Genomic DNA, 19,422 nt, shown 5'->3' on the forward strand with positions numbered 1-19,422 from the left:
GAAGAGCGGCACCTGACCGTCAACGGTATTGGAGGAAGACGTTGTCTCGCCCGAACTGGTCACGCAGGGCTTGAATCAAGGCATCCGCCGGGTCGATCCGCCAGGTCTCGCCGAACTGCAGCAAGGCCTTCGCATCGGGACTCGTGTATTCCATGGTGATCGGGCACGCACCGCGGTGACGCTTGAACAACTCACCCAGCCAGCGTAGCTGATCGCCTTTCAAATCCTGGGTCTGCAGCTTGAGGCGCAGGCTTTCGGCCAGGTTGGTGCGCGCATCTTCCATGCTCATCACCCGCTTGACCCGCAGCCGCAAGCCACCGGAGAAGTCGTCGTTGCTGACTTCGCCTTCGACCACCACCATCGCGTCGGTCTGCAACAACGATTGCGCCGAATGGAATGCTTCGGCGAACAGCGACGCTTCGATCCGTCCAGAGCGGTCGTCGAGGGTGATGAAACCCATCTTGTCGCCCTTTTTGTTCTTCATGACTCGCAGGGCGATGATCATGCCCGCGACGGTCTGGGTATCACGGGCCGGTTTCAGGTCGATGATGCGCTGACGGGCGAAACGACGGATCTCGCCTTCGTATTCATCAATCGGGTGACCGGTCAGGTACAGGCCCAGGGTGTCTTTCTCACCTTTCAGGCGTTCCTTGAGGGTCAGTTCCTTGGCTTTGCGGTGATTGGCGTAGACATCGGCGTCTTCTTCGACGAACAAGCCACCAAACAGATCGACGTGACCGCTGTCCTTGGTGCGCGCCGTTTGCTCGGCAGCCTTGATCGCCCCTTCCATGGCGTTCAGCAAGACCGCTCGGTTACGGTCGATGTTGGCCTGATAGGCTTTCTGCTCGTCATGGAAGTAAGGCCCCAGACGATCCAGCGCACCGCTGCGGATTAAACCGTCCAGGGTGCGCTTGTTGATACGTTTGAGGTCGACACGGGCGCAGAAATCGAACAGATCCTTGAACGGACCTTCCTGACGCGCCTCGGTGATGGCTTCCACCGGACCTTCGCCCACACCTTTGATCGCGCCGAGGCCGTAAATAATTCGGCCTTCGTCATTCACCGTGAACTTGAACTCCGAAGTATTCACATCCGGCGCGTCGAGACGCAGCTTCATGGTGCGAATTTCTTCGATCAAGGTCACGACCTTGTCGGTGTTGTGCATATCCGCCGACAGTACCGCGGCCATGAATGGCGCCGGGTAGTGCGTTTTCAGCCAGGCGGTCTGGTACGACACCAGGCCGTAAGCAGCGGAGTGGGATTTGTTGAAGCCGTAGCCGGCGAACTTTTCTACCAGGTCGAAAATGTTACCGGCCAGGTCGGCGTCGATATTGTTAGCGGTGCAACCTTCAATGAAACCGCCGCGCTGCTTGGCCATTTCTTCGGGTTTTTTCTTACCCATGGCTCGACGCAGCATGTCCGCGCCGCCAAGGGTGTAACCGGCCATGACCTGGGCAATCTGCATCACCTGTTCCTGATACAGGATGATGCCGTAAGTCGGTGCCAGAACCGGCTTGAGGCCTTCGTACTGGTAGTCCGAGTGCGGGTATGCGAGTTCGGCGCGACCGTGCTTACGGTTGATAAAGTCATCCACCATGCCCGATTGCAACGGGCCCGGACGGAACAGGGCCACCAGTGCGATCAAGTCTTCCAGGCAGTCGGGCTTGAGCTTTTTGATCAGCTCTTTCATGCCGCGCGACTCAAGCTGGAACACCGCGGTGGTTTCAGCTTTTTGCAGTAACTGGTAAGTCGGCTTGTCATCCAGCGGGATGAACGCGATATCCAGCGGCGGCTCATCAACCTTGGCGCGATCACGGTTGATGGTTTTCAGCGCCCAGTCGATGACCGTCAGGGTCCGCAGACCGAGGAAGTCGAACTTCACCAGACCCGCAGCCTCAACGTCATCCTTGTCGAACTGGGTGACGAGACCATCACCGGCCTCATCGCAATAAATCGGCGAGAAATCAGTCAGCTTGGTCGGGGCAATAACAACACCACCGGCGTGCTTACCGACGTTACGCACAACACCTTCCAGCTTGCGGGCCATTTCCCAGATTTCCGCGGCCTCTTCATCAACCTTGATGAAGTCACGCAGGATTTCTTCCTGTTCGTAGGCCTTTTCCAGGGTCATGCCGACTTCGAACGGGATCATCTTCGACAGACGATCCGCCAAACCGTAGGACTTGCCCTGCACCCGCGCCACGTCACGGACCACAGCCTTGGCCGCCATGGAACCGAAGGTGATGATCTGACTCACCGCGTTGCGGCCGTATTTCTCGGCCACGTAGTCGATCACGCGGTCACGGCCGTCCATGCAGAAGTCGACGTCGAAGTCGGGCATGGAAACCCGTTCCGGGTTAAGGAAACGTTCGAACAGCAGGTCATATTCCAGCGGATCGAGGTCGGTGATCTTCTGCACGTAGGCCACCAGCGACCCGGCACCCGATCCACGGCCTGGACCTACCGGCACGCCGTTACTCTTGGCCCACTGGATAAAGTCCATAACGATCAGGAAGTAACCGGGGAAACCCATCTGGATGATGATATCCAGCTCGAAATTCAGCCGGTCGACGTAGACCTGACGCTTGGTTTCGTAGTCTTCGGTGGTGTCCTTGGGCAGCAGAACGCTGAGGCGATCTTCCAGACCATCGAAGGAAACTTTGCGGAAATACTCGTCGATGGTCATGCCATCGGGGATCGGGAAGTTGGGCAGGAAGTGAGTGCCCAGCTTCACTTCGATGTTGCAGCGTTTGGCAATCTCGACGGTGTTTTCCAGCGCTTCGGGAATGTCGCTGAACAGCTCGGCCATTTCCTCGGTGCTTTTGAGGTATTGCTGATCGCTGTAATTTTTCGAACGCCGCGGATCATCGAGGGCACGGCCCTCACCGATGCAAACGCGGGTTTCGTGGGCGGCGAAGTCTTCCTGCTTGATGAAGCGCACGTCGTTGGTCGCGACCAGCGGTGCACCGATTTTTTCAGCCAGGGCCACGGCACCGTGCAACTGTTCTTCGTCGTTGGGGCGGTTGGTGCGCTGGATTTCCAGGTAGAAGCGATCCGGGAACACGGCCATCCATTCGCGCGCCAGGTTTTCCGCTTCGGCCGGGTTGCCACTGAGCATCGCCAGACCGATCTCGCCTTCTTTCGCCGCCGACAGCATGATCAAGCCTTCGCTGGCTTCGGCCACCCATTCGCGCTCGATGATGACCGAGCCATTGCGCTGGCCGTCGATGAAGCCGCGAGAGATCAGCTCGGTGAGGTTGCGATAACCCACGGCGTTCATCGCCAGCAGGCTGATCCGGCTCAGAGCGTTATCCGGATCCTTGTTCGACAGCCACAGATCGGCGCCGCAGATCGGCTTGATCCCGGCGCCCATGGCGGCTTTATAGAATTTGACCAGGGAACACATGTTGTTCTGGTCGGTGACCGCTACGGCAGGCATGTTCATGCCGACCAGGGTCTTGACCAGCGGTTTGATCCGCACCAGACCGTCGACCAGGGAATACTCAGTGTGCAGGCGTAGATGAACGAATGAAGCCGGCATAGTGATCCTGTCTAGAAACTAGAAACGTGAAGACAACAAGGCCCGGATTGTACCGGGCCTTGGCAAAAACATCAGCCTTGCGACTAACTCTCGATCAGGTTTTCCCGCGCCTCGTAAGCCAGGCGTACCGGGGCGAACGAGCGGCGGTGAATCGGCGTTGGCCCCAAGCGGGCCAGCGCCTCCAGGTGAACGGGCGTCGGGTAGCCTTTGTGGCCGCCGATGCCGTACCCCGGGTAAATCAATTCGAACGCTGCCATCTCGCGGTCGCGGCTGACCTTGGCCAGAATCGACGCCGCAGCGATGGCCGGTACTTTGCCGTCGCCCTGCACCACTGCTTCGGCGCGCATGGACAGCTTCGGGCAACGATTGCCATCGATCATCGCCAGTTTCGGCGTGATGTGCAGGCCTTCGACCGCGCGCTGCATGGCCAGCATGGTGGCGTGGAGAATGTTCAGCTCATCGATTTCCTCGACTTCGGCCCGGGCGATGCACCAGCTCAGGGCTTTTTCGCAGATCTCGTCGTAGAGTTTTTCGCGGCGTGCTTCGGTGAGCTTCTTCGAATCATTCAGGCCCAGGATCGGACGGTTCGGATCGAGGATCACCGCGGCTGTCACCACTGCACCACAAAGCGGGCCGCGACCGACTTCGTCAACGCCGGCGACCAGATCTTCAACTTCGGCGACCAGGGTGAAGTCCAGGCCCATCTGAATGCTTGCTTTGCTCATTGTGTTTTGCCGATCAGGTTCAGTACCGCGTCCGCCGCCTGATTGGAGGCGTCCAAACGTAAGGTACGGTGAATTTCATCGAAGCCGCGGGTCTGTTCTTCACCGCCTTCGATCAGTGGCGACAGCGTCTGGGCCAAGGCTTCAACGGTCGCATCGTCCTGCAGCAACTCGGGCACCAACAGGCGCTGGGCCAGCAGGTTCGGCAAGGAGATGTAGGGACTTTTCACCATGCGCTTGAGAATCCAGAACGTCAGCGGCGCCAAGCGGTATGCGACCACCATCGGCCGTTTGTACAGCAACGCTTCAAGCGTCGCCGTTCCGGAGGCAATCAGTACCGCGTCGCAGGCCGCCAGGGCCAGATGGGATTTGCCATCGAGCAATGTCAGCGGCAGATCTCGGCCCGCCAGCAGCTCTTCAAGTTGCTTGCGGCGCTCGGGGCCGGCGCAAGGCATGACGAACCGCACACCAGGGCGCAGGGCTCGCAGACGCTGGGCCGTATCGAGGAACAACGCGCCGAGACGACCAACTTCGCCACCGCGACTGCCAGGCATCAGTGCGACTAACGGCCCGTCGGGCAAGCCGAGTTCAGCCCGCGCGGCGCCGCGATCGGCTTCTAGCGGGATCGCATCGGCCAGGGAGTGCCCGACAAACCGCACCGGCACGCCCTTCTCTTCATAGAATTTCGCTTCGAACGGGAACAGCGTCAGCATCAGATCGCAGCCTTTGCGAATCTTCAGCACCCGTTTCTGCCGCCACGCCCAAACCGACGGGCTAACGTAATGCACGGTCTTGATCCCGGCCTGACGCAGCTTGAGTTCGATATTGAGGTTGAAGTCCGGGGCATCGATACCGATGAACACGTCCGGCTTCTCGGCGATCAGGTCGGCAACCAGCTTCTTGCGGCGTGCCAGCAACTCACGCAAGCGGCCCAGCACTTCCACCAGGCCCATGACCGAAAGACGCTCCATCGGGAAATACGAGGTCAGGCCTTCGGCCTGCATCAGCGGACCGCCGACACCGATGAACTCGACTGCCGGGTGCTGAGCCTTGAGTGCGCGCATGAGACCCGCGCCAAGAATGTCGCCGGAAGCCTCACCCGCCACCAGCGCAATACGCAGATTAGCCATGATTAACGAGTGATGCCGCGGGTCGAAGACTGGATGGAATCACGGAACACCGCGACTTCCGGAAACTGGGCCGACGGTTCAGCCAGCTCGGCGAGCGCCTGTTCGACCGTCAGCCCCTGGCGGTAAACCACCTTGTAGGCACGACGCAGCGCGTGGATCGCATCTTCGCTGAAACCGCGACGACGCATGCCTTCGAAGTTCATGCTGCGGGCTTCGGCCGGGTTGCCGAACACCGTAACGTACGCCGGGACGTCCTTGCCGATGGCGGTGCCCATACCGGAAAAGCTGTGGGCGCCGATATGGCAATACTGATGAACCAGGGTAAAACCGGACAGGATTGCCCAGTCTTCAACGTGCACATGGCCCGCCAACGCGGTGTTGTTGACCAGGATGCAGTGGTTGCCGATGACGCTGTCGTGGCCGATGTGGGCATAGGCCATGATCAGGTTGTGATCGCCCAGGGTTGTTTCAGAACGGTCCTGAACGGTCCCACGGTGAATCGTCACGCCTTCACGGATGACGTTGTGGTCGCCAATGACCAGACGGGTTTCTTCACCGTTGTATTTCAGATCGGGCGTGTCCTCGCCTACCGAAGAAAACTGGTAGATGCGGTTGTGCTTTCCGATTCGGGTCGGGCCTTTGAGAATCACATGCGGCCCGATCACTGTCCCCTCGCCGATTTCCACACCTGCACCGATGATCGACCAAGGGCCGACCTCGACGCCGTCGGCCAGGATAGCCGTCGGATCGATGATTGCGCGAGGGTCAATCAAACTCATAGTTTGCGTTCCGCGCAGATGATTTCAGCAGAGCAGACTGGCTTGCCATCGACCGAAGCCTGGCACTCGAACTTCCAGATCTGACGCTTGCAGCTGATGAAGCGGGCTTCGAGGATCAACTGATCGCCTGGGGTGACTGGCTGGCGAAAACGCAGCTTGTCGGAGCCGACGAAGTAGTAGAGCGTGCCGTCGGCAGGCTTCACGTCGAGCATTTTGAAGCCAAGGATACCGGCAGCCTGAGCCATCGCTTCGATGATCAATACGCCCGGCATGATTGGATGCGCGGGGAAGTGACCATTGAAGAAAGGTTCGTTGATGCTGACATTCTTGTAGGCGCGAATGCGCTTGCCTTCCACATCCAGTTCCACGACTCGGTCCACCAGCAGGAACGGGTAACGGTGGGGTAGGTATTCGCGAATCTCGTTGATGTCCATCATTTCGGGGGGAAGCCTATGTAAAGATTGGGAGGCGCGACTGACGCGCACCCCTCTAGCAAATCAAGGAGGCAGTCTAGCGGCTGTGCACACTTGATATGGAAATGGTATCAGCCATCTGATGAAGCATTACCGTCAGGGGTCACTTCCCCTACACGCTTTTCCAGCTGTCGCAGACGCCGCGCGATGTCATCGAGCTGACGGATACGGGCCGCGCTTTTGCGCCATTCGGCTGCCGGTTGCATGGCTGTACCGGAAGAATAGGAACCCTTTTCGGTAATCGAGTGGGTCACCATGGTCATCCCGGTGATAAAAACGTTGTCGCAAATTTCGATATGCCCCACCAGCCCTACGCCACCGGCGAGCATGCAATGCTTGCCGATTTTGGTGCTGCCGGAGATCCCCACGCACGCGGCCATGGCGGTGTGATCACCGACCTGGACGTTGTGGGCGATCTGAATCTGGTTGTCGAGTTTCACCCCGTTACCCAGAACGGTATCGGCCAGTGCACCGCGATCGATAGCGGTATTCACGCCAATCTCCACGTCGTCACCGACCAGCACACCACCGATCTGAGCGATCTTCTGCCAGACACCTTTCTCGTTGGCAAAACCGAAACCTTCGCCACCGAGTACGGCACCCGATTGAATCACCACCCGTTTACCGATGCGAACATCGTGGTACAGCGTGACTCGCGGGGCCAGCCAGCCGCCCTCGCCAATCTCGCAGCGGGCACCAATGAAGCAGTGCGCGCCAACGGTCACACCCGCAGCAATACGTGCGCAGCTTTCGATCACCGCAAAAGCACCAATGCTCGCCGCCGGATCGACCACTGCATCCGCTGCCACAACGGCTGTCGGATGAACACCGACAGCGGCCTTTGGCTTGGGATCGAACAGATGGGAAATCCGCGCGTAGGCCAGATACGGATCAGGCACGACCAGCGCATTACCTGCAAAACCTTCAGCGTCAGCGGCCTTCAGCAACAGGGCTGCGGCCCGACTGTCCGCCAGGTATTTACGGTATTGGGGGTTTGCGAGAAAGCTCAACTGAGCTGGGCCAGCCTCTTGCAAAGTGGCTAGCCCAGTAATTTCTTTCTCTGGGTCGCCACGCAGTGTGGCGCCGAGGAACTCGGCCAATTGGCCGAGCTTTATAGTCGCTGTCATGGTTACTTCAGCTGATTCATGCGCTCGATAACCTGGCGAGTGATGTCGTACTGAGGTTTGACATCAATCACTGCGCCACGCTCGAAGACCAGGTCAAAAGCACCTTTCTTGATAACTTCTTCCACAGCGCTGTCCAGTTTCGGCTTGAGCTGCTTCAGCATTTCACGGTCGGCAACGGCTTTGGCTTCGTTCAATTCCTTGGACTGGAACTGGAAGTCACGGGCCTTTTGCTTGAACTCGAGTTCCAGGCGCTCACGCTCGCCTTGCTGCATCTTGTCGCCGCCGGCCATCAGACGGTCCTGGATACCTTTGGCACTGCTTTCCAGAGTCTTGAGTTTGCTCAGCTGCGGGCCGAACTTTTTCTCGGCATCAACGGCGTACTTCTTGGCCGCGTCGGATTCCAACAGAGCCATCTGATAGTTCAGAACGGCGATTTTCATGTCGGCAAAAGCCGGACCTGCTACCAGTAAGGTCGCCAGGAGAACCAATTGAGTCAACTTACGCACGATGCACTCCTACAAAATCCATTGTCGTTATCTTGGGTCAGACGCTTAGAACGTCTGGCCGAGGGAGAATTGGAACACTTGAGTCTCAGCGTCATCCGGTTTCTTGATCGGCATGGCCAACGCGAAGCTCAGAGGACCCAGTGCGGTAACCCAGGTCACGCCTACACCGACGGAGCTGGCCATGTTGCTCAGGCTGATGTCGTTACACTCTGTTTGAGCGGTTGAACCGACATTGGCGTTCGTGGTTTTTTCGCACTTGGAGTCGAATACGTTACCCACATCCCAGAATACGGAAGTGCGCAGGGAACGCTGATCCTTGACGAATGGCAGCGGGAACAGCAACTCGACACCACCCTGGATCAAAACGTTACCACCGAACGGCAGCGGATCCTGGTCCGGGTCGGCGAGCGTGCCGGTGTTACCCGTCACAGCCGCACCGCGACTTGGTGTACTGCGAGGACCGAGGGTACTGTCCTTGAAGCCACGAACCGAGTTGAAACCACCAGCATAGTAGTTTTCATAGAACGGCAAGCCATCGGTAGAACCATAACCATCGCCATAGCCCAGCTCGGTGTGCAGGCGCATGGTGTAGTTTTCAGACAATGGCTGGAACAACTGGCCACGGTAATCAAGCTTGAAGAACGACAGGTCGCTGCCAGGCGTGGTGGTTTCCAGCGTCAGGCTTTGGGAATGACCACGGGTCGCCAATACGCCTTTGTTCAGTGTGGATTCGGACCAGCCGGCCGAGGCCTTGAAGTTCAGGTAGTTGTCGCCTTCCTTGTTAACGAAGTCGAAGATCTCGTCAACGGTGTATTGACCGGTCTTGATCTTGTCTTGTTGCGCAGTCAGGCCGAAGGTCAGACGCGAAGTCTCGCTGATCGGGTAACCGACGCTCACGCCCGCACCCAGGCTGTCTACGGCATAGCTGGCTACGTCGACGTCGAGGTCTTTGTAGTCAGTGGTGCGATAGAACGCGTTGTAACCCAGGCTCACGCCATCAGCAGTCCAGTACGGGTCGACATAACCGAAGTTATAACGGCTCTGGTATTCACTGCGAGTCAAGCCGATGCTGACCTTGTTACCCGTACCCAGGAAGTTGTTCTGGGTGATCGAACCACCGAGGATCAGACCGGCGCTCTGGGCAAAACCAACGCTGGCGGTAATCGAACCGGAAGCCTGTTCTTCAACGCTATAGTTCACGTCTACCTGGTCGTCGACGCCCGGCACGGCCGGTGTTTCGACGTTGACTTCCTTGAAGAAGCCCAGACGTTCAAGACGAGTCTTGGATTGGTCGATCAGGTAAGTCGAGGCCCAGCCGCCTTCCATCTGACGCATTTCACGGCGCAGCACTTCGTCTTCGGACTTGGTATTGCCACGGAAGTTGATGCGGTTCACGTAAGCACGCTTGCCCGGATCGACGGCGAACGTGATGTCGACGGTGTGGTCTTCATCGTGAGGCTGAGGCACGCCATTGACGTTGGCGAAGGTGTAACCCTCGTTACCCAGACGGCGGGTGATCAGTTCGGACGTGGTGGTCATCAACTTGCGCGAGAACACCTGACCTTTCTGGACCAGCAGCAGAGACTTGACCTGGTCTTCAGGGACTTTCAGGTCGCCGCTCAGCTTGACGTCACGGACGGTGTACTTCTCGCCTTCATTGACGTTGACGGTGATATAGACGTGTTTCTTGTCCGGTGTGATGGACACCTGGGTCGAAGCGATATCCATGTTGATATAGCCACGGTCCAGGTAGTAGGAGCGCAGACGCTCCAGGTCACCGGAAAGTTTTTCACGAGCATACTTGTCATCGTTCTTGAAGAACGAGAGCCAGTTGGTGGTTTTGAGTTCAAACAGGTCGATCAGGTCTTCATCAGGGAAGACGGTGTTACCCACCACGTTGATGTGCTGGATAGCAGCAACGGTGCCTTCGTTGATGTTGACCTTCAACGCAACGCGGTTACGCGGCTGCGGCACCACTTCAGTGTCGACGGTAGCCGAGTAGCGACCCTGAGCGACATATTGTCGCTGAAGCTCGTTACGCACACCTTCGAGGGTGGCGCGCTGGAAGATCTCGCCTTCAGCCAGACCGGATTGTTTGAGGCCTTTCATCAGGTCTTCAGTGGAGATCGCCTTGTTACCCTCGATCTCGATACTGGCGACCGACGGGCGTTCGACTACCGTGATGACCAGGACGTTGCCATCGCGGCCCAGCTGGATATCTTGAAAGAAACCGGTTTTAAACAACGCACGAGTGGATTCCACCAGGCGACGATCATCCGCCTGTTCACCGACGTTCAACGGCAAAGCACCAAAGACGCTACCCGCGGAGACCCGCTGGAGGCCATTGACGCGAATATCAGAGATAGTGAAGGACTCGGCGTGAACTTCGGCGATCATCAATACGGTGAGAACCGCAGTTAGCAGCAGACGTTTCATGAAGTCCTTTCTTATTCCAACTGGCAATAAACAAACTGCCGCAAAATGCGGCAGATTCGCAATTCAGCGAAGCGTTACAGTCGACCCAGATCATTGACAAGAGCAAGCAACATCACCCCGATCACCAAACTGATACCGATCTGTATCCCCCAACCCTGCACCCGATCCGACAAGGGGCGACCACGCGCCCACTCGATCAGATAAAACAACAAATGCCCCCCATCCAGTACAGGAATGGGCAACAAATTCAGAACCCCCAAGCTAATACTCAGATAAGCAAGGAAATTCAGGAAATCAGCGACACCCGACTGGGCAGAAGCGCCCGCCACTTTAGCAATGGTTATCGGTCCACTCAAGTTTTTTACCGAGAGCTCACCGAACAACATTTTCTTGAGCGAATCGAGGGTCAGTACGCTCATGGTCCAGGTCCGTCGAGCACCCTCCCCAATCGCTGCCACAGGACCATAACTAACTTCGCGAATCATCTCTGGCGGCCAATCAACTGCCTTCACCCCAGCCCCCAGATAACCACTGGGTGCCTTCTTCTCGCCGCGAGCGGCCAGCGTCACAGGGACGTCGATTTGAGCACCATCACGCTCGACGCGCAGCATGATTTTGGTATCAGGGTGCATACGGACCGTGTCCACCACCTGCTGCCAGTCATCAAGCGACTTGCCGTCCAGAGCCAACAGTCGGTCACCGGTCTTCAGGCCAGCAGCCTGTGCCGGGCCTTTCGGATCAAGTTCGGCCAGGACCGGTGGCAGCGCCGGACGCCAAGGGCGTAAACCCAGCGAACGAATCGGATCTGGCTCATCAGCACCCTTGAGCCATTTATCCAACATCAGCTCACGGGGCGAATCCACTGTGGAACCCTGATCACGGACCAGCAACTGCAGGGAACCGCTCTCCCCAAGACGACGGACCAACTGCAGGTTCACCGCGGCCCAGCCGGAAGTTGGCTCGCCATCGATGGCAATGATTTCCTGGCCCGCGCTCAAACCAGCCTTGGCGGCGATACTGCCGGATTCGACTGCACCAATGACCGGACGCACTTGCTCGCTGCCGAGCATGGCGAGCACCCAGAAAAAAATCATCGCCAGTAAAAAGTTGGCAATCGGACCCGCCGATACGATAGCGATACGCTGGCGGACGGATTTGCGATTGAAGGATTGATCAAGCTGATCGGCGGGCACTTCACCTTCGCGCTCGTCGAGCATTTTCACGTAACCGCCCAGCGGGATCGCGGCGACAACGAACTCAGTGCCTTTCTTGTCGTGCCAGCGCAGCAACGGCATACCGAAGCCCACGGAGAAACGCAGCACTTTAACCCCACAGCGACGTGCGACCCAAAAATGGCCGAATTCGTGGAAGGTGACCAGCACACCCAAAGCCACCAGGGTGCCGACAATCATATAGAGCGCGCTCATCTACTTTCTCCGCAATCCTGTCCAGTGCCGCATGGGTCAATGTATTGCAGCACTTACCGCCCGTGACGACTCAACCATTGTTCGGCCAGTACTCGCGCTTTTGCGTCGGCCGTGAACACTGCCTCGAGATCGTCAACCGCAACCACGGGCTCGAGATTCAATACTTCTTCGATGATACTCGCGATTTCCGGGTAGCGAACCCGCCCGTCGAGAAAGGCCGCGACCGCCACTTCATTCGCCGCATTAAGCATGGCCGGCGCGCTATTGCCGGATTCAGCCGCCTGACGCGCAAGGCGCAGACACGGGAATCGCTCTTCATCAGGCGCCTGGAAGTCCAGCCGCGCGATTGTAAACAGGTCCAGCGGCGCAACACCCGAGTCGATTCGCTCCGGCCAGGCCAGCGCGTTGGCGATCGGCGTGCGCATGTCAGGGTTACCTAACTGGGCCAATACCGAACCGTCGATGTAATCGACCAGCGAATGAATCACGCTTTGAGGATGAATCACCACTTCGACCTGGGACGGCTTGGCATCAAACAGCCAGCAGGCTTCGATTAACTCCAGCCCCTTGTTCATCATGCTGGCCGAATCCACCGAAATCTTGCGCCCCATGGACCAGTTCGGGTGGGCACACGCTTGCTCAGGGGAAACATGCACCAGTTCAGCCATAGGTGTCTGTCGGAACGGACCGCCTGAGGCCGTGAGTAAAATCCGACGTACCCCTACGGCACCCAGCCCACGAGCGAAATCCTGTGGCATGCACTGGAAAATCGCGTTGTGCTCGCTGTCGATCGGCAGCAACACCGAACCACTCTTGCGCACCGCCTGCATGAACAGCGCACCGGACATCACCAGTGCTTCTTTGTTGGCCAGGAGGATTTTCTTGCCGGCTTCGACCGCCGCCAGAGTCGGTCGCAAGCCCGCAGCGCCAACGATGGCCGCCATGACTGCATCGACCTCAGGATCGGAAGCAACCTGACACAGGCCCTCCTCACCCACCAACACGCGGGTCGGCAGGCCTGCGGCGCGCAAGTCGTCCTGCAAGCCTCGGGCAGCAACCGCCTCAGGCACCACGGCGAACCGCGGCGTATGACGGACACACAGCGCCAACAGTTCGCTCAGACGGGTAAAACCGCTCAAGGCGAAAACCTGATAACGCTCGGGATGACGAGCGATGACGTCAAGCGTGCTCAGACCAATGGAACCGGTCGCCCCCAGGACGGTAATCTGCTGCGGGCGGCTCACGGTGCCGCCATCCACAGCAGCACCGCAAAGACGGGAATCGCTGCAGTCAGGCTGTCGATACGATCCAGCACGCCGCCGTGACCCGGCAGCAGATTACTGCTGTCCTTGATACCGGACTGACGCTTGAACATGCTTTCGGTGAGATCACCTACCACCGAGATAAACACGATGATGGCTGCACCAATCAGACCTTTGAACAACTGCGCCACCGTCCAGTCTCGAACCAGACCGACAATGACAGTAATGACCAGACTCACCGCGAGGCCGCCATAGACGCCCTCCCAGCTTTTGCCGGGACTGACCTGTGGCGCCAGCTTGCGCTTGCCAAAAGCCCGGCCGGAGAAGTAAGCACCGATATCAGCGCCCCAGACCAGCACCATCACCGCCATGATCAGCCAGTTGCCCAAAGGCTCCTGCTTGATCTGAACCAGACCTTGCCAGGCGGGCAGCAGGATCAGCAGACCGATCACCAGCTTGCAGGCAGCACTCGACCAAAGCTCGCTGGAGCGCGGATACGTCAACACCAGATAGGTTGCAACGCCCCACCAAAGCACCGAAGCGCCCAACACCCAAGGCGCGAGCCCAGGCAGGATATGCATGACAAACAGCATCAACGCGACCACAGCTGCATAGGCAATGCGAATCGGCTGCCCAGTGAAGCCCGCCAGGCGAGCCCACTCCCATGCACCGAGGGTCACGACCAGCCCGATGAACAGCGCAAAACCGGTACCTTCGAGCAGGAAAAACCCGCACAGGGCAATCGGCAGCAGGATCAGCGCGGTGATGATTCGTTGTTTAAGCATTAAACCCGGGCTCCAGCCTCGACCTGCTCGCTCGTTTTACCGAAGCGGCGCTGCCGAGAAGCAAAATCGGCCAGCGCGGTACGCATGGCATCGTGTTTGAAGTCCGGCCAGAACAGGTCGGAGAAGTACAACTCGGCGTAAGCCAGTTGCCACAGCAGGAAGTTACTGATGCGGTGCTCGCCACCGGTACGGATGCACAAGTCCGGCAACGGCAAATCGCCGGTAGCCAGACAGGTTTGCAACAGTTCCGGGGTAATGTCTTCCGGACGCAGGTGCCCGGCCTGAACTTCCCGAGCCAGACGCTGTGCGGCCTGCGCGATATCCCACTGTCCGCCATAGTTGGCAGCGATCTGCAGAACGAAGCGATTGGTGCCCGCCGTCATTGCCTCAGCTTCACGCATGGCAGCCTGAAGCTCTGGATGAAAGCGCGAACGGTCGCCAATGATGCGCAAACTGATGTTGTTTTCGTTCAGGCGCTTGGCCTCGCGACGCAACGCCTTGAAGAACAGATCCATCAAGGCGCTGACCTCGTCGGCCGGGCGCTGCCAGTTCTCGCTGGAGAAGGCGAACAGGGTCAATACTTCGACCCCGGCCTCAGCGCACACCTCGATCACCGCACGAACCGCATCCACGCCCGCTTTATGACCGGCGACACCCGGCATAAAGCGCTTTTTCGCCCAGCGATTATTACCATCCATGATGATCGCGACATGGCGCGGCACCGCGGACGGCGCAGTCTGCTTGGTCTTTTCCATGAAAACGCGACCCTTATACGGCCATCAGGTCTTTTTCTTTCTGCGCCAAATTCGCGTCGATTTCAGCCACGTATTTTTTGGTCAGATCATCAATCTCGCCAGTAGCGCGGCGCTCTTCGTCTTCGCTGATTTCTTTTTCCTTGACCAGATCCTTGAGCTGGCTGTTCGCATCACGACGGATGTTGCGCACAGCAACACGGGCATCTTCAGCGACATCGCGAGCCTGCTTGGTGAAGCCCTTACGGGTTTCTTCGGTCAGGGCCGGCATGGAGATCAGCAGCAATTCACCCAGGTTGGTCGGGTTGAGGTTCAGACCCGCGCTACCGATGGCCTTGTCGACAGCACCGAGCATGTTGCGCTCAAAGGCAACGACTTGCAGGGTACGGGCGTCTTTGACGGTGATGTTCGCCACCTGTTTGATCGGAGTGTCGGAACCGTAATACGGCACCATCACACCTTCCAGAATGCTTGGATGCGCCTGGCCAGTACGAATACGGCCGAAGTTGTGCATCAGCGACTCGACGGATTTCTGCATACGCTCTTTAGCGTCTTTCTTGATTTCGTTGATCATTGTTGGCCTTCCTCGATCAGGGTCCCTTCAGCGCCGCCATGCACGATGTTCAGCAGGGCGCCGGGCTTGTTCATGTTAAATACGCGCAACGGCATCTTGTGGTCGCGGCACAGGCAAATGGCGGTCAGATCCATCACGCCCAGCTTGCGATCCAGCACTTCATCGTAAGTCAGATGATCGAACTTCTCGGCATGCGGGTCTTTGAATGGGTCAGCGGTGTAAACACCGTCAACCTTGGTGGCCTTGAGCACCACGTCCGCGTTGATTTCGATGCCGCGCAGGCAAGCTGCCGAATCGGTGGTGAAGAACGGGTTGCCGGTACCGGCAGCAAAAATCACAACTTCCTTGGCATCCAGGTGACGCATGGCTTTGCGCCGATCATAGTGATCGGTTACGCCGACCATGGAAATAGCCGACATCACAATAGCGGTGATATTGGCTCGTTCCAGGGCGTCTCGCATGGCCAGGGCGTTCATCACAGTGGCCAGCATACCCATGTGGTCACCGGTGACCCGATCCATGCCGGCCGCGCTCAGCGCTGCACCGCGGAACAGGTTACCGCCGCCGATCACCAGACCGACCTGAACACCGATGCCGACCAGTTGGCCGACTTCCAGCGCCATGCGATCCAGAACTTTCGGATCGATCCCGAACTCTTCCGAGCCCATCAGGGCCTCGCCGCTAAGCTTGAGTAGAATGCGTTTATAGCGAGCCTGATAACCACTGCCCTGCTGAGCCATTGCGAATCTCTCCTGCGGCGTATTTTAAAAATTCTTTGCGAGCTGTTTACAGCTGGCGTTCACTCTAACTTGGCGCTGCTTCAGCGCCATCGGAACATGGCTTTGTAAGCCAGTTCCAAAGGGAAACCAATTAAAAACTGGTGCCCCATCTGAAAAGAGGCTGCGCGCGTGAGCGGGCAGCCTCTTCAGGGCGACAGTTAAAAACTGTCTTATTGCTTGGCGGCAGCCAGCTGGGCAGCAACTTCTTCAGCGAAGTTGTCGACCGGCTTCTCGATGCCATCGCCTACTTTGAAGTAGGTGAAGGAAACGATTTCAGCACCGGCTTTCTTGGCCAGTTCGCCAACCTTGATTTCAGGGTTCTTGACGAACGCCTGCTCAACCAGGCTCGCTTCAGCCAGGAACTTGCTGATACGGCCTTTGACCATGTTTTCAACGATGTTTTCCGGCTTGCCGGCGATCTTGTCAGCGTTGAGGGTCAGGAACACGCCTTTCTCGCGCTCGACCGCTTCAGCGGAAACTTCCGATGGCAGCAGGAATTCAGGGTTGGTCGCCGCCACGTGCATGGCGATGTCTTTGGCCAGCTCAACGCTGCCGCCTTTAAGGGCAACCACAACACCGATCTTGTTGCCGTGCAGGTAACCACCAACAACGTCACCTTCAACGCGAGCCAGGCGACGGATGTTGACGTTTTCGCCAACTTTGCCGACCAGAACCAGGCGATCGGCTTCTTGAGCCGCGATCAGCGGAGCAACGTCAGTCAGTTTGTCAGCGAACGCTTTTTCAACGCTGGAAGCAACAAATGCCTTGAAGTCGTCCTGCAGAGCCAGGAAGTCGGTCTGCGAGTTCACTTCCAGCAGAACGGCGGATTTACCGTCTTCCTTAAGAGCGATCGCGCCTTCAGCGGCAACGTTGCCAGCTTTCTTGGCAGCCTTGATGGCGCCCGAAGCACGCATGTCATCAATGGCTTTTTCGATGTCGCCGCCAGCCTTGGTCAAGGCCTTTTTGCAGTCCATCATGCCTTCGCCAGTACGCTCGCGCAGTTCTTTGACCAACGCTGCAGTAATCTCTGCCATTTCAAAATTCCTCTTGGATAGGTTTTCAACCATTCCACCCGATCGAACGGGCGATCAATTCTTCCCGAACCACCCTTGCTGGCTGCTGCAGGTTACAAAGGCTGTAACTGCGCTGCCGACAAACGGTTTTCGAGGTGGCAAAAAGGGGGCCAAGCCCCCTTTTTGCTTACTGAGTCAACGCCTAGGCGTCAATTACTCAGCTGCTGCTACCGGAGCTTCTTCAACGAACTGCTCGGTGCCGCCAGCAACGTGGTTGCGACCGCGGATAACAGCGTCAGCCATCGAACCCATGTACAGCTGGATAGCGCGGATTGCGTCATCGTTGCCTGGGATGATGTAGTCAACGCCTTCCGGGCTGCTGTTGGTATCGACTACGCCGATAACCGGGATGCCCAGCTTGTTGGCTTCGGTGATCGCGATACGCTCGTGATCAACGTCGATAACGAACAGAGCGTCTGGCAGACCGCCCATGTCCTTGATACCACCCAGGGAACGATCGAGCTTCTCAAGATCGCGAGTGCGCATCAGCGCTTCTTTCTTGGTCAGCTTGGCGAAAGTACCGTCTTCGGCTTGCACTTCAAGGTCACGCAGACGCTTGATGGAAGCACGGATGGTTTTGAAGTTGGTCAGCATGCCGCCCAACCAGCGGTGATCGACGTACGGCGAACCGCAACGTGCTGCTTCTTCAGCAACGATCTTGCCAGCGGAACGCTTGGTGCCGACGAACAGAATCTTGTTTTTGCCCTGGGCCAGACGCTCTACGAAAGTCAGAGCTTCGTTGAACATTGGCAGGGTTTTTTCAAGGTTGATGATGTGGATCTTGTTACGCGCGCCGAAAATGTATTTACCCATTTTCGGGTTCCAGTAACGGGTCTGGTGACCGAAGTGCACACCGGCCTTCAGCATATCGCGCATGTTGACTTGGGACATGATAGTTCCTTAATAAGTCGGGTTTGGCCTCCACGTATCCCAATGACCAACCAGCAGCATCAGCTGAAGGCACCCAGGTCATCGTGTCGACACGTGTGTGGATTTAGGCTTTTCAGGGGATCCCCGGAAAGCGGCGCATTTTATATCACAAGGCTGAAAAAAACGGAACCCGGATTGTTAAATCCTGGCGCGTGCTTTGGTTCCGCCCCTTGGAATCCTCCAAGAATGCGCCATTCTATAAGGAGAAGCGATGCACAGAGGCTCAGATTTGCGCTGCTCGTCTGTTAGAATCGCGTTTTTCAGGGCCGCGAAGATTGATCGCGCAACGCCCATTCCGTTTTAGAAGGCGCCATCGAGCGCAGAGAGAGCCTGTATGACCGTCACCCTCAAAACCCCCGAGGACATCGCCAAAATGCGTGTCGCCGGCAAACTGGCCGCCGATGTGCTGGAAATGATTGCCGAACACGTCAAGCCGGGCGTTACCACTGAAGAACTAGACCGCATCTGCCACGACTACATCGTCAACGAGCAGAAAGCCATCCCCGCCCCGCTCAACTACAAGGGCTTCCCGAAGTCGATCTGCACCTCGATCAATCACGTGGTCTGCCACGGCATTCCGAACGAGAAGGCCTTGAAGGATGGCGATACGCTGAACATCGACGTCACCGTCATCAAGGACGGCTACCACGGCGACACCAGCCGCATGTTCCACGTCGGCACCGTGCCGGTCTGGGCCGAGCGCCTGTCGCAAATCACCCAGGAATGCATGTACAAGGCCATCGAAATCGTCAAACCCGGCTGCCGCCTGGGCGACATCGGTGAAGTCATCCAGAAGCACGCTGAAAAGAACGGTTTTTCCGTGGTTCGCGAATTCTGCGGTCACGGCATCGGCAAGGTGTTCCACGAAGAGCCGCAGATCCTGCACTACGGCCGCGCCGGCACCGGCATGGAACTGAAAGCCGGCATGACGTTCACCATCGAGCCGATGATCAATCAGGGCAAAGCCGACACCAAGGTATTGGGCGACGGCTGGACCGCGATCACCAAGGACCGCAAGCTGTCGGCACAGTGGGAACACACCCTGCTGGTAACCGAAACCGGTTACGAGATCTTCACCCTGCGCGCCGACGACACCATCCCGCGCGTTTCGGCCTGATCCGGGCGC

The 19,422-nt window shown here is 57.8% G+C and carries 17 protein-coding genes; 1 reads left to right on the top strand and 16 read right to left on the bottom strand.

Annotation, left to right across the window (positions count from 1 at the left end):
- Positions 1 to 19: 19 nt before the first annotated feature.
- From dnaE to rpsB, 16 genes are all read right to left on the bottom strand, one after another.
- Complete coding sequence (gene dnaE, locus ACA059_RS25545; protein WP_497631437.1) at positions 20 to 3,541, bottom strand: DNA polymerase III subunit alpha; 3,522 nt, start codon at positions 3,539 to 3,541, stop codon at positions 20 to 22.
- A gap of 83 nt (positions 3,542 to 3,624) precedes the next feature.
- The gene (gene rnhB / locus ACA059_RS25550; protein ID WP_161990825.1) at positions 3,625 to 4,251 is read right to left on the bottom strand and encodes a ribonuclease HII; all 627 of its coding nucleotides are present in this window, start codon (positions 4,249 to 4,251) and stop codon (positions 3,625 to 3,627) included.
- Positions 4,252 to 4,262: 11 nt separating this feature from the next.
- Entirely contained in the window at positions 4,263 to 5,393 is a 1,131-nt protein-coding gene (gene lpxB, locus ACA059_RS25555; RefSeq protein WP_497631438.1) for a lipid-A-disaccharide synthase, read from the bottom strand.
- Positions 5,394 to 5,395: 2 nt separating this feature from the next.
- A complete protein-coding gene (lpxA, locus tag ACA059_RS25560) occupies positions 5,396 to 6,172 on the bottom strand; it encodes an acyl-ACP--UDP-N-acetylglucosamine O-acyltransferase (protein ID WP_497631439.1) in 777 nt (258 codons plus the stop codon).
- Positions 6,169 to 6,609, bottom strand: coding sequence for a 3-hydroxyacyl-ACP dehydratase FabZ (gene fabZ / locus ACA059_RS25565; RefSeq protein WP_017336708.1), 441 nt, complete (start codon positions 6,607 to 6,609; stop codon positions 6,169 to 6,171). Before fabZ ends, lpxA begins: the two co-directional genes overlap by 4 nt.
- Before the next feature lie 107 nt (positions 6,610 to 6,716).
- Positions 6,717 to 7,772: a UDP-3-O-(3-hydroxymyristoyl)glucosamine N-acyltransferase gene (lpxD, locus tag ACA059_RS25570; RefSeq protein ID WP_095128094.1), complete on the bottom strand. Its 1,056-nt coding sequence runs from the start codon at positions 7,770 to 7,772 to the stop codon at positions 6,717 to 6,719.
- Positions 7,773 to 7,774: 2 nt separating this feature from the next.
- Positions 7,775 to 8,278, bottom strand: a complete 504-nt coding sequence (locus ACA059_RS25575; RefSeq protein ID WP_123365857.1) for an OmpH family outer membrane protein — start codon at positions 8,276 to 8,278, stop codon at positions 7,775 to 7,777.
- A gap of 45 nt (positions 8,279 to 8,323) precedes the next feature.
- Positions 8,324 to 10,714 (bottom strand): outer membrane protein assembly factor BamA, encoded by a 2,391-nt coding sequence (gene bamA / locus ACA059_RS25580; protein WP_497631440.1) that lies wholly within the window; start codon positions 10,712 to 10,714, stop codon positions 8,324 to 8,326.
- Positions 10,715 to 10,788: 74 nt separating this feature from the next.
- Positions 10,789 to 12,141, bottom strand: a complete 1,353-nt coding sequence (gene rseP, locus ACA059_RS25585) for a sigma E protease regulator RseP (RefSeq protein ID WP_223433360.1) — start codon at positions 12,139 to 12,141, stop codon at positions 10,789 to 10,791.
- 53 nt (positions 12,142 to 12,194) lie between these two features.
- On the bottom strand, positions 12,195 to 13,385 hold the full coding sequence (ispC, locus tag ACA059_RS25590; RefSeq protein ID WP_497631441.1) for a 1-deoxy-D-xylulose-5-phosphate reductoisomerase: 1,191 nt from the start codon (positions 13,383 to 13,385) through the stop codon (positions 12,195 to 12,197).
- On the bottom strand, positions 13,382 to 14,188 hold the full coding sequence (locus tag ACA059_RS25595; RefSeq protein ID WP_497631442.1) for a phosphatidate cytidylyltransferase: 807 nt from the start codon (positions 14,186 to 14,188) through the stop codon (positions 13,382 to 13,384). Before ACA059_RS25595 ends, ispC begins: the two co-directional genes overlap by 4 nt.
- The gene (uppS, locus tag ACA059_RS25600) at positions 14,188 to 14,943 is read right to left on the bottom strand and encodes a polyprenyl diphosphate synthase (protein ID WP_033056297.1); all 756 of its coding nucleotides are present in this window, start codon (positions 14,941 to 14,943) and stop codon (positions 14,188 to 14,190) included. The genes ACA059_RS25595 and uppS overlap by 1 nt, the downstream gene beginning before the upstream one ends.
- Before the next feature lie 13 nt (positions 14,944 to 14,956).
- Positions 14,957 to 15,514, bottom strand: a complete 558-nt coding sequence (frr, locus tag ACA059_RS25605) for a ribosome recycling factor (RefSeq protein ID WP_008028968.1) — start codon at positions 15,512 to 15,514, stop codon at positions 14,957 to 14,959.
- Complete coding sequence (pyrH, locus tag ACA059_RS25610) at positions 15,511 to 16,254, bottom strand: UMP kinase (protein ID WP_048719949.1); 744 nt, start codon at positions 16,252 to 16,254, stop codon at positions 15,511 to 15,513. Before pyrH ends, frr begins: the two co-directional genes overlap by 4 nt.
- Before the next feature lie 209 nt (positions 16,255 to 16,463).
- On the bottom strand, positions 16,464 to 17,327 hold the full coding sequence (gene tsf, locus ACA059_RS25615; protein ID WP_033056302.1) for a translation elongation factor Ts: 864 nt from the start codon (positions 17,325 to 17,327) through the stop codon (positions 16,464 to 16,466).
- A gap of 192 nt (positions 17,328 to 17,519) precedes the next feature.
- Positions 17,520 to 18,257, bottom strand: coding sequence for a 30S ribosomal protein S2 (gene rpsB, locus ACA059_RS25620; RefSeq protein ID WP_003219330.1), 738 nt, complete (start codon positions 18,255 to 18,257; stop codon positions 17,520 to 17,522).
- A gap of 373 nt (positions 18,258 to 18,630) precedes the next feature.
- On the opposite strand from rpsB, the gene map reads away from it, so the two are divergent.
- The gene (gene map / locus ACA059_RS25625) at positions 18,631 to 19,413 is read left to right on the top strand and encodes a type I methionyl aminopeptidase (protein ID WP_497631443.1); all 783 of its coding nucleotides are present in this window, start codon (positions 18,631 to 18,633) and stop codon (positions 19,411 to 19,413) included.
- Positions 19,414 to 19,422: the final 9 nt, after the last annotated feature.

The sequence above is a fragment of the Pseudomonas sp. LBUM1647 genome, assembly GCF_059716175.1.

Excerpts from the sequence above, each read along its gene's own strand:
- fabZ (WP_017336708.1), bottom strand. The coding sequence starts at position 6,609 with ATGATGGACATCAACGAGATTCGCGAATACCTACCCCACCGTTACCCG.
- rseP (WP_223433360.1), bottom strand. The coding sequence starts at position 12,141 with ATGAGCGCGCTCTATATGATTGTCGGCACCCTGGTGGCTTTGGGTGTG.
- pyrH (WP_048719949.1), bottom strand. The coding sequence starts at position 16,254 with ATGGCTCAGCAGGGCAGTGGTTATCAGGCTCGCTATAAACGCATTCTA.
- ACA059_RS25595 (WP_497631442.1), bottom strand. The coding sequence starts at position 14,188 with ATGCTTAAACAACGAATCATCACCGCGCTGATCCTGCTGCCGATTGCC.
- lpxA (WP_497631439.1), bottom strand. The coding sequence starts at position 6,172 with ATGAGTTTGATTGACCCTCGCGCAATCATCGATCCGACGGCTATCCTG.
- frr (WP_008028968.1), bottom strand. The coding sequence starts at position 15,514 with ATGATCAACGAAATCAAGAAAGACGCTAAAGAGCGTATGCAGAAATCC.
- lpxD (WP_095128094.1), bottom strand. The coding sequence starts at position 7,772 with ATGACAGCGACTATAAAGCTCGGCCAATTGGCCGAGTTCCTCGGCGCC.
- lpxB (WP_497631438.1), bottom strand. The coding sequence starts at position 5,393 with ATGGCTAATCTGCGTATTGCGCTGGTGGCGGGTGAGGCTTCCGGCGAC.
- tsf (WP_033056302.1), bottom strand. The coding sequence starts at position 17,327 with ATGGCAGAGATTACTGCAGCGTTGGTCAAAGAACTGCGCGAGCGTACT.
- dnaE (WP_497631437.1), bottom strand. The coding sequence starts at position 3,541 with ATGCCGGCTTCATTCGTTCATCTACGCCTGCACACTGAGTATTCCCTG.
- bamA (WP_497631440.1), bottom strand. The coding sequence starts at position 10,714 with ATGAAACGTCTGCTGCTAACTGCGGTTCTCACCGTATTGATGATCGCC.
- uppS (WP_033056297.1), bottom strand. The coding sequence starts at position 14,943 with ATGGAAAAGACCAAGCAGACTGCGCCGTCCGCGGTGCCGCGCCATGTC.
- rpsB (WP_003219330.1), bottom strand. The coding sequence starts at position 18,257 with ATGTCCCAAGTCAACATGCGCGATATGCTGAAGGCCGGTGTGCACTTC.
- map (WP_497631443.1), top strand. The coding sequence starts at position 18,631 with ATGACCGTCACCCTCAAAACCCCCGAGGACATCGCCAAAATGCGTGTC.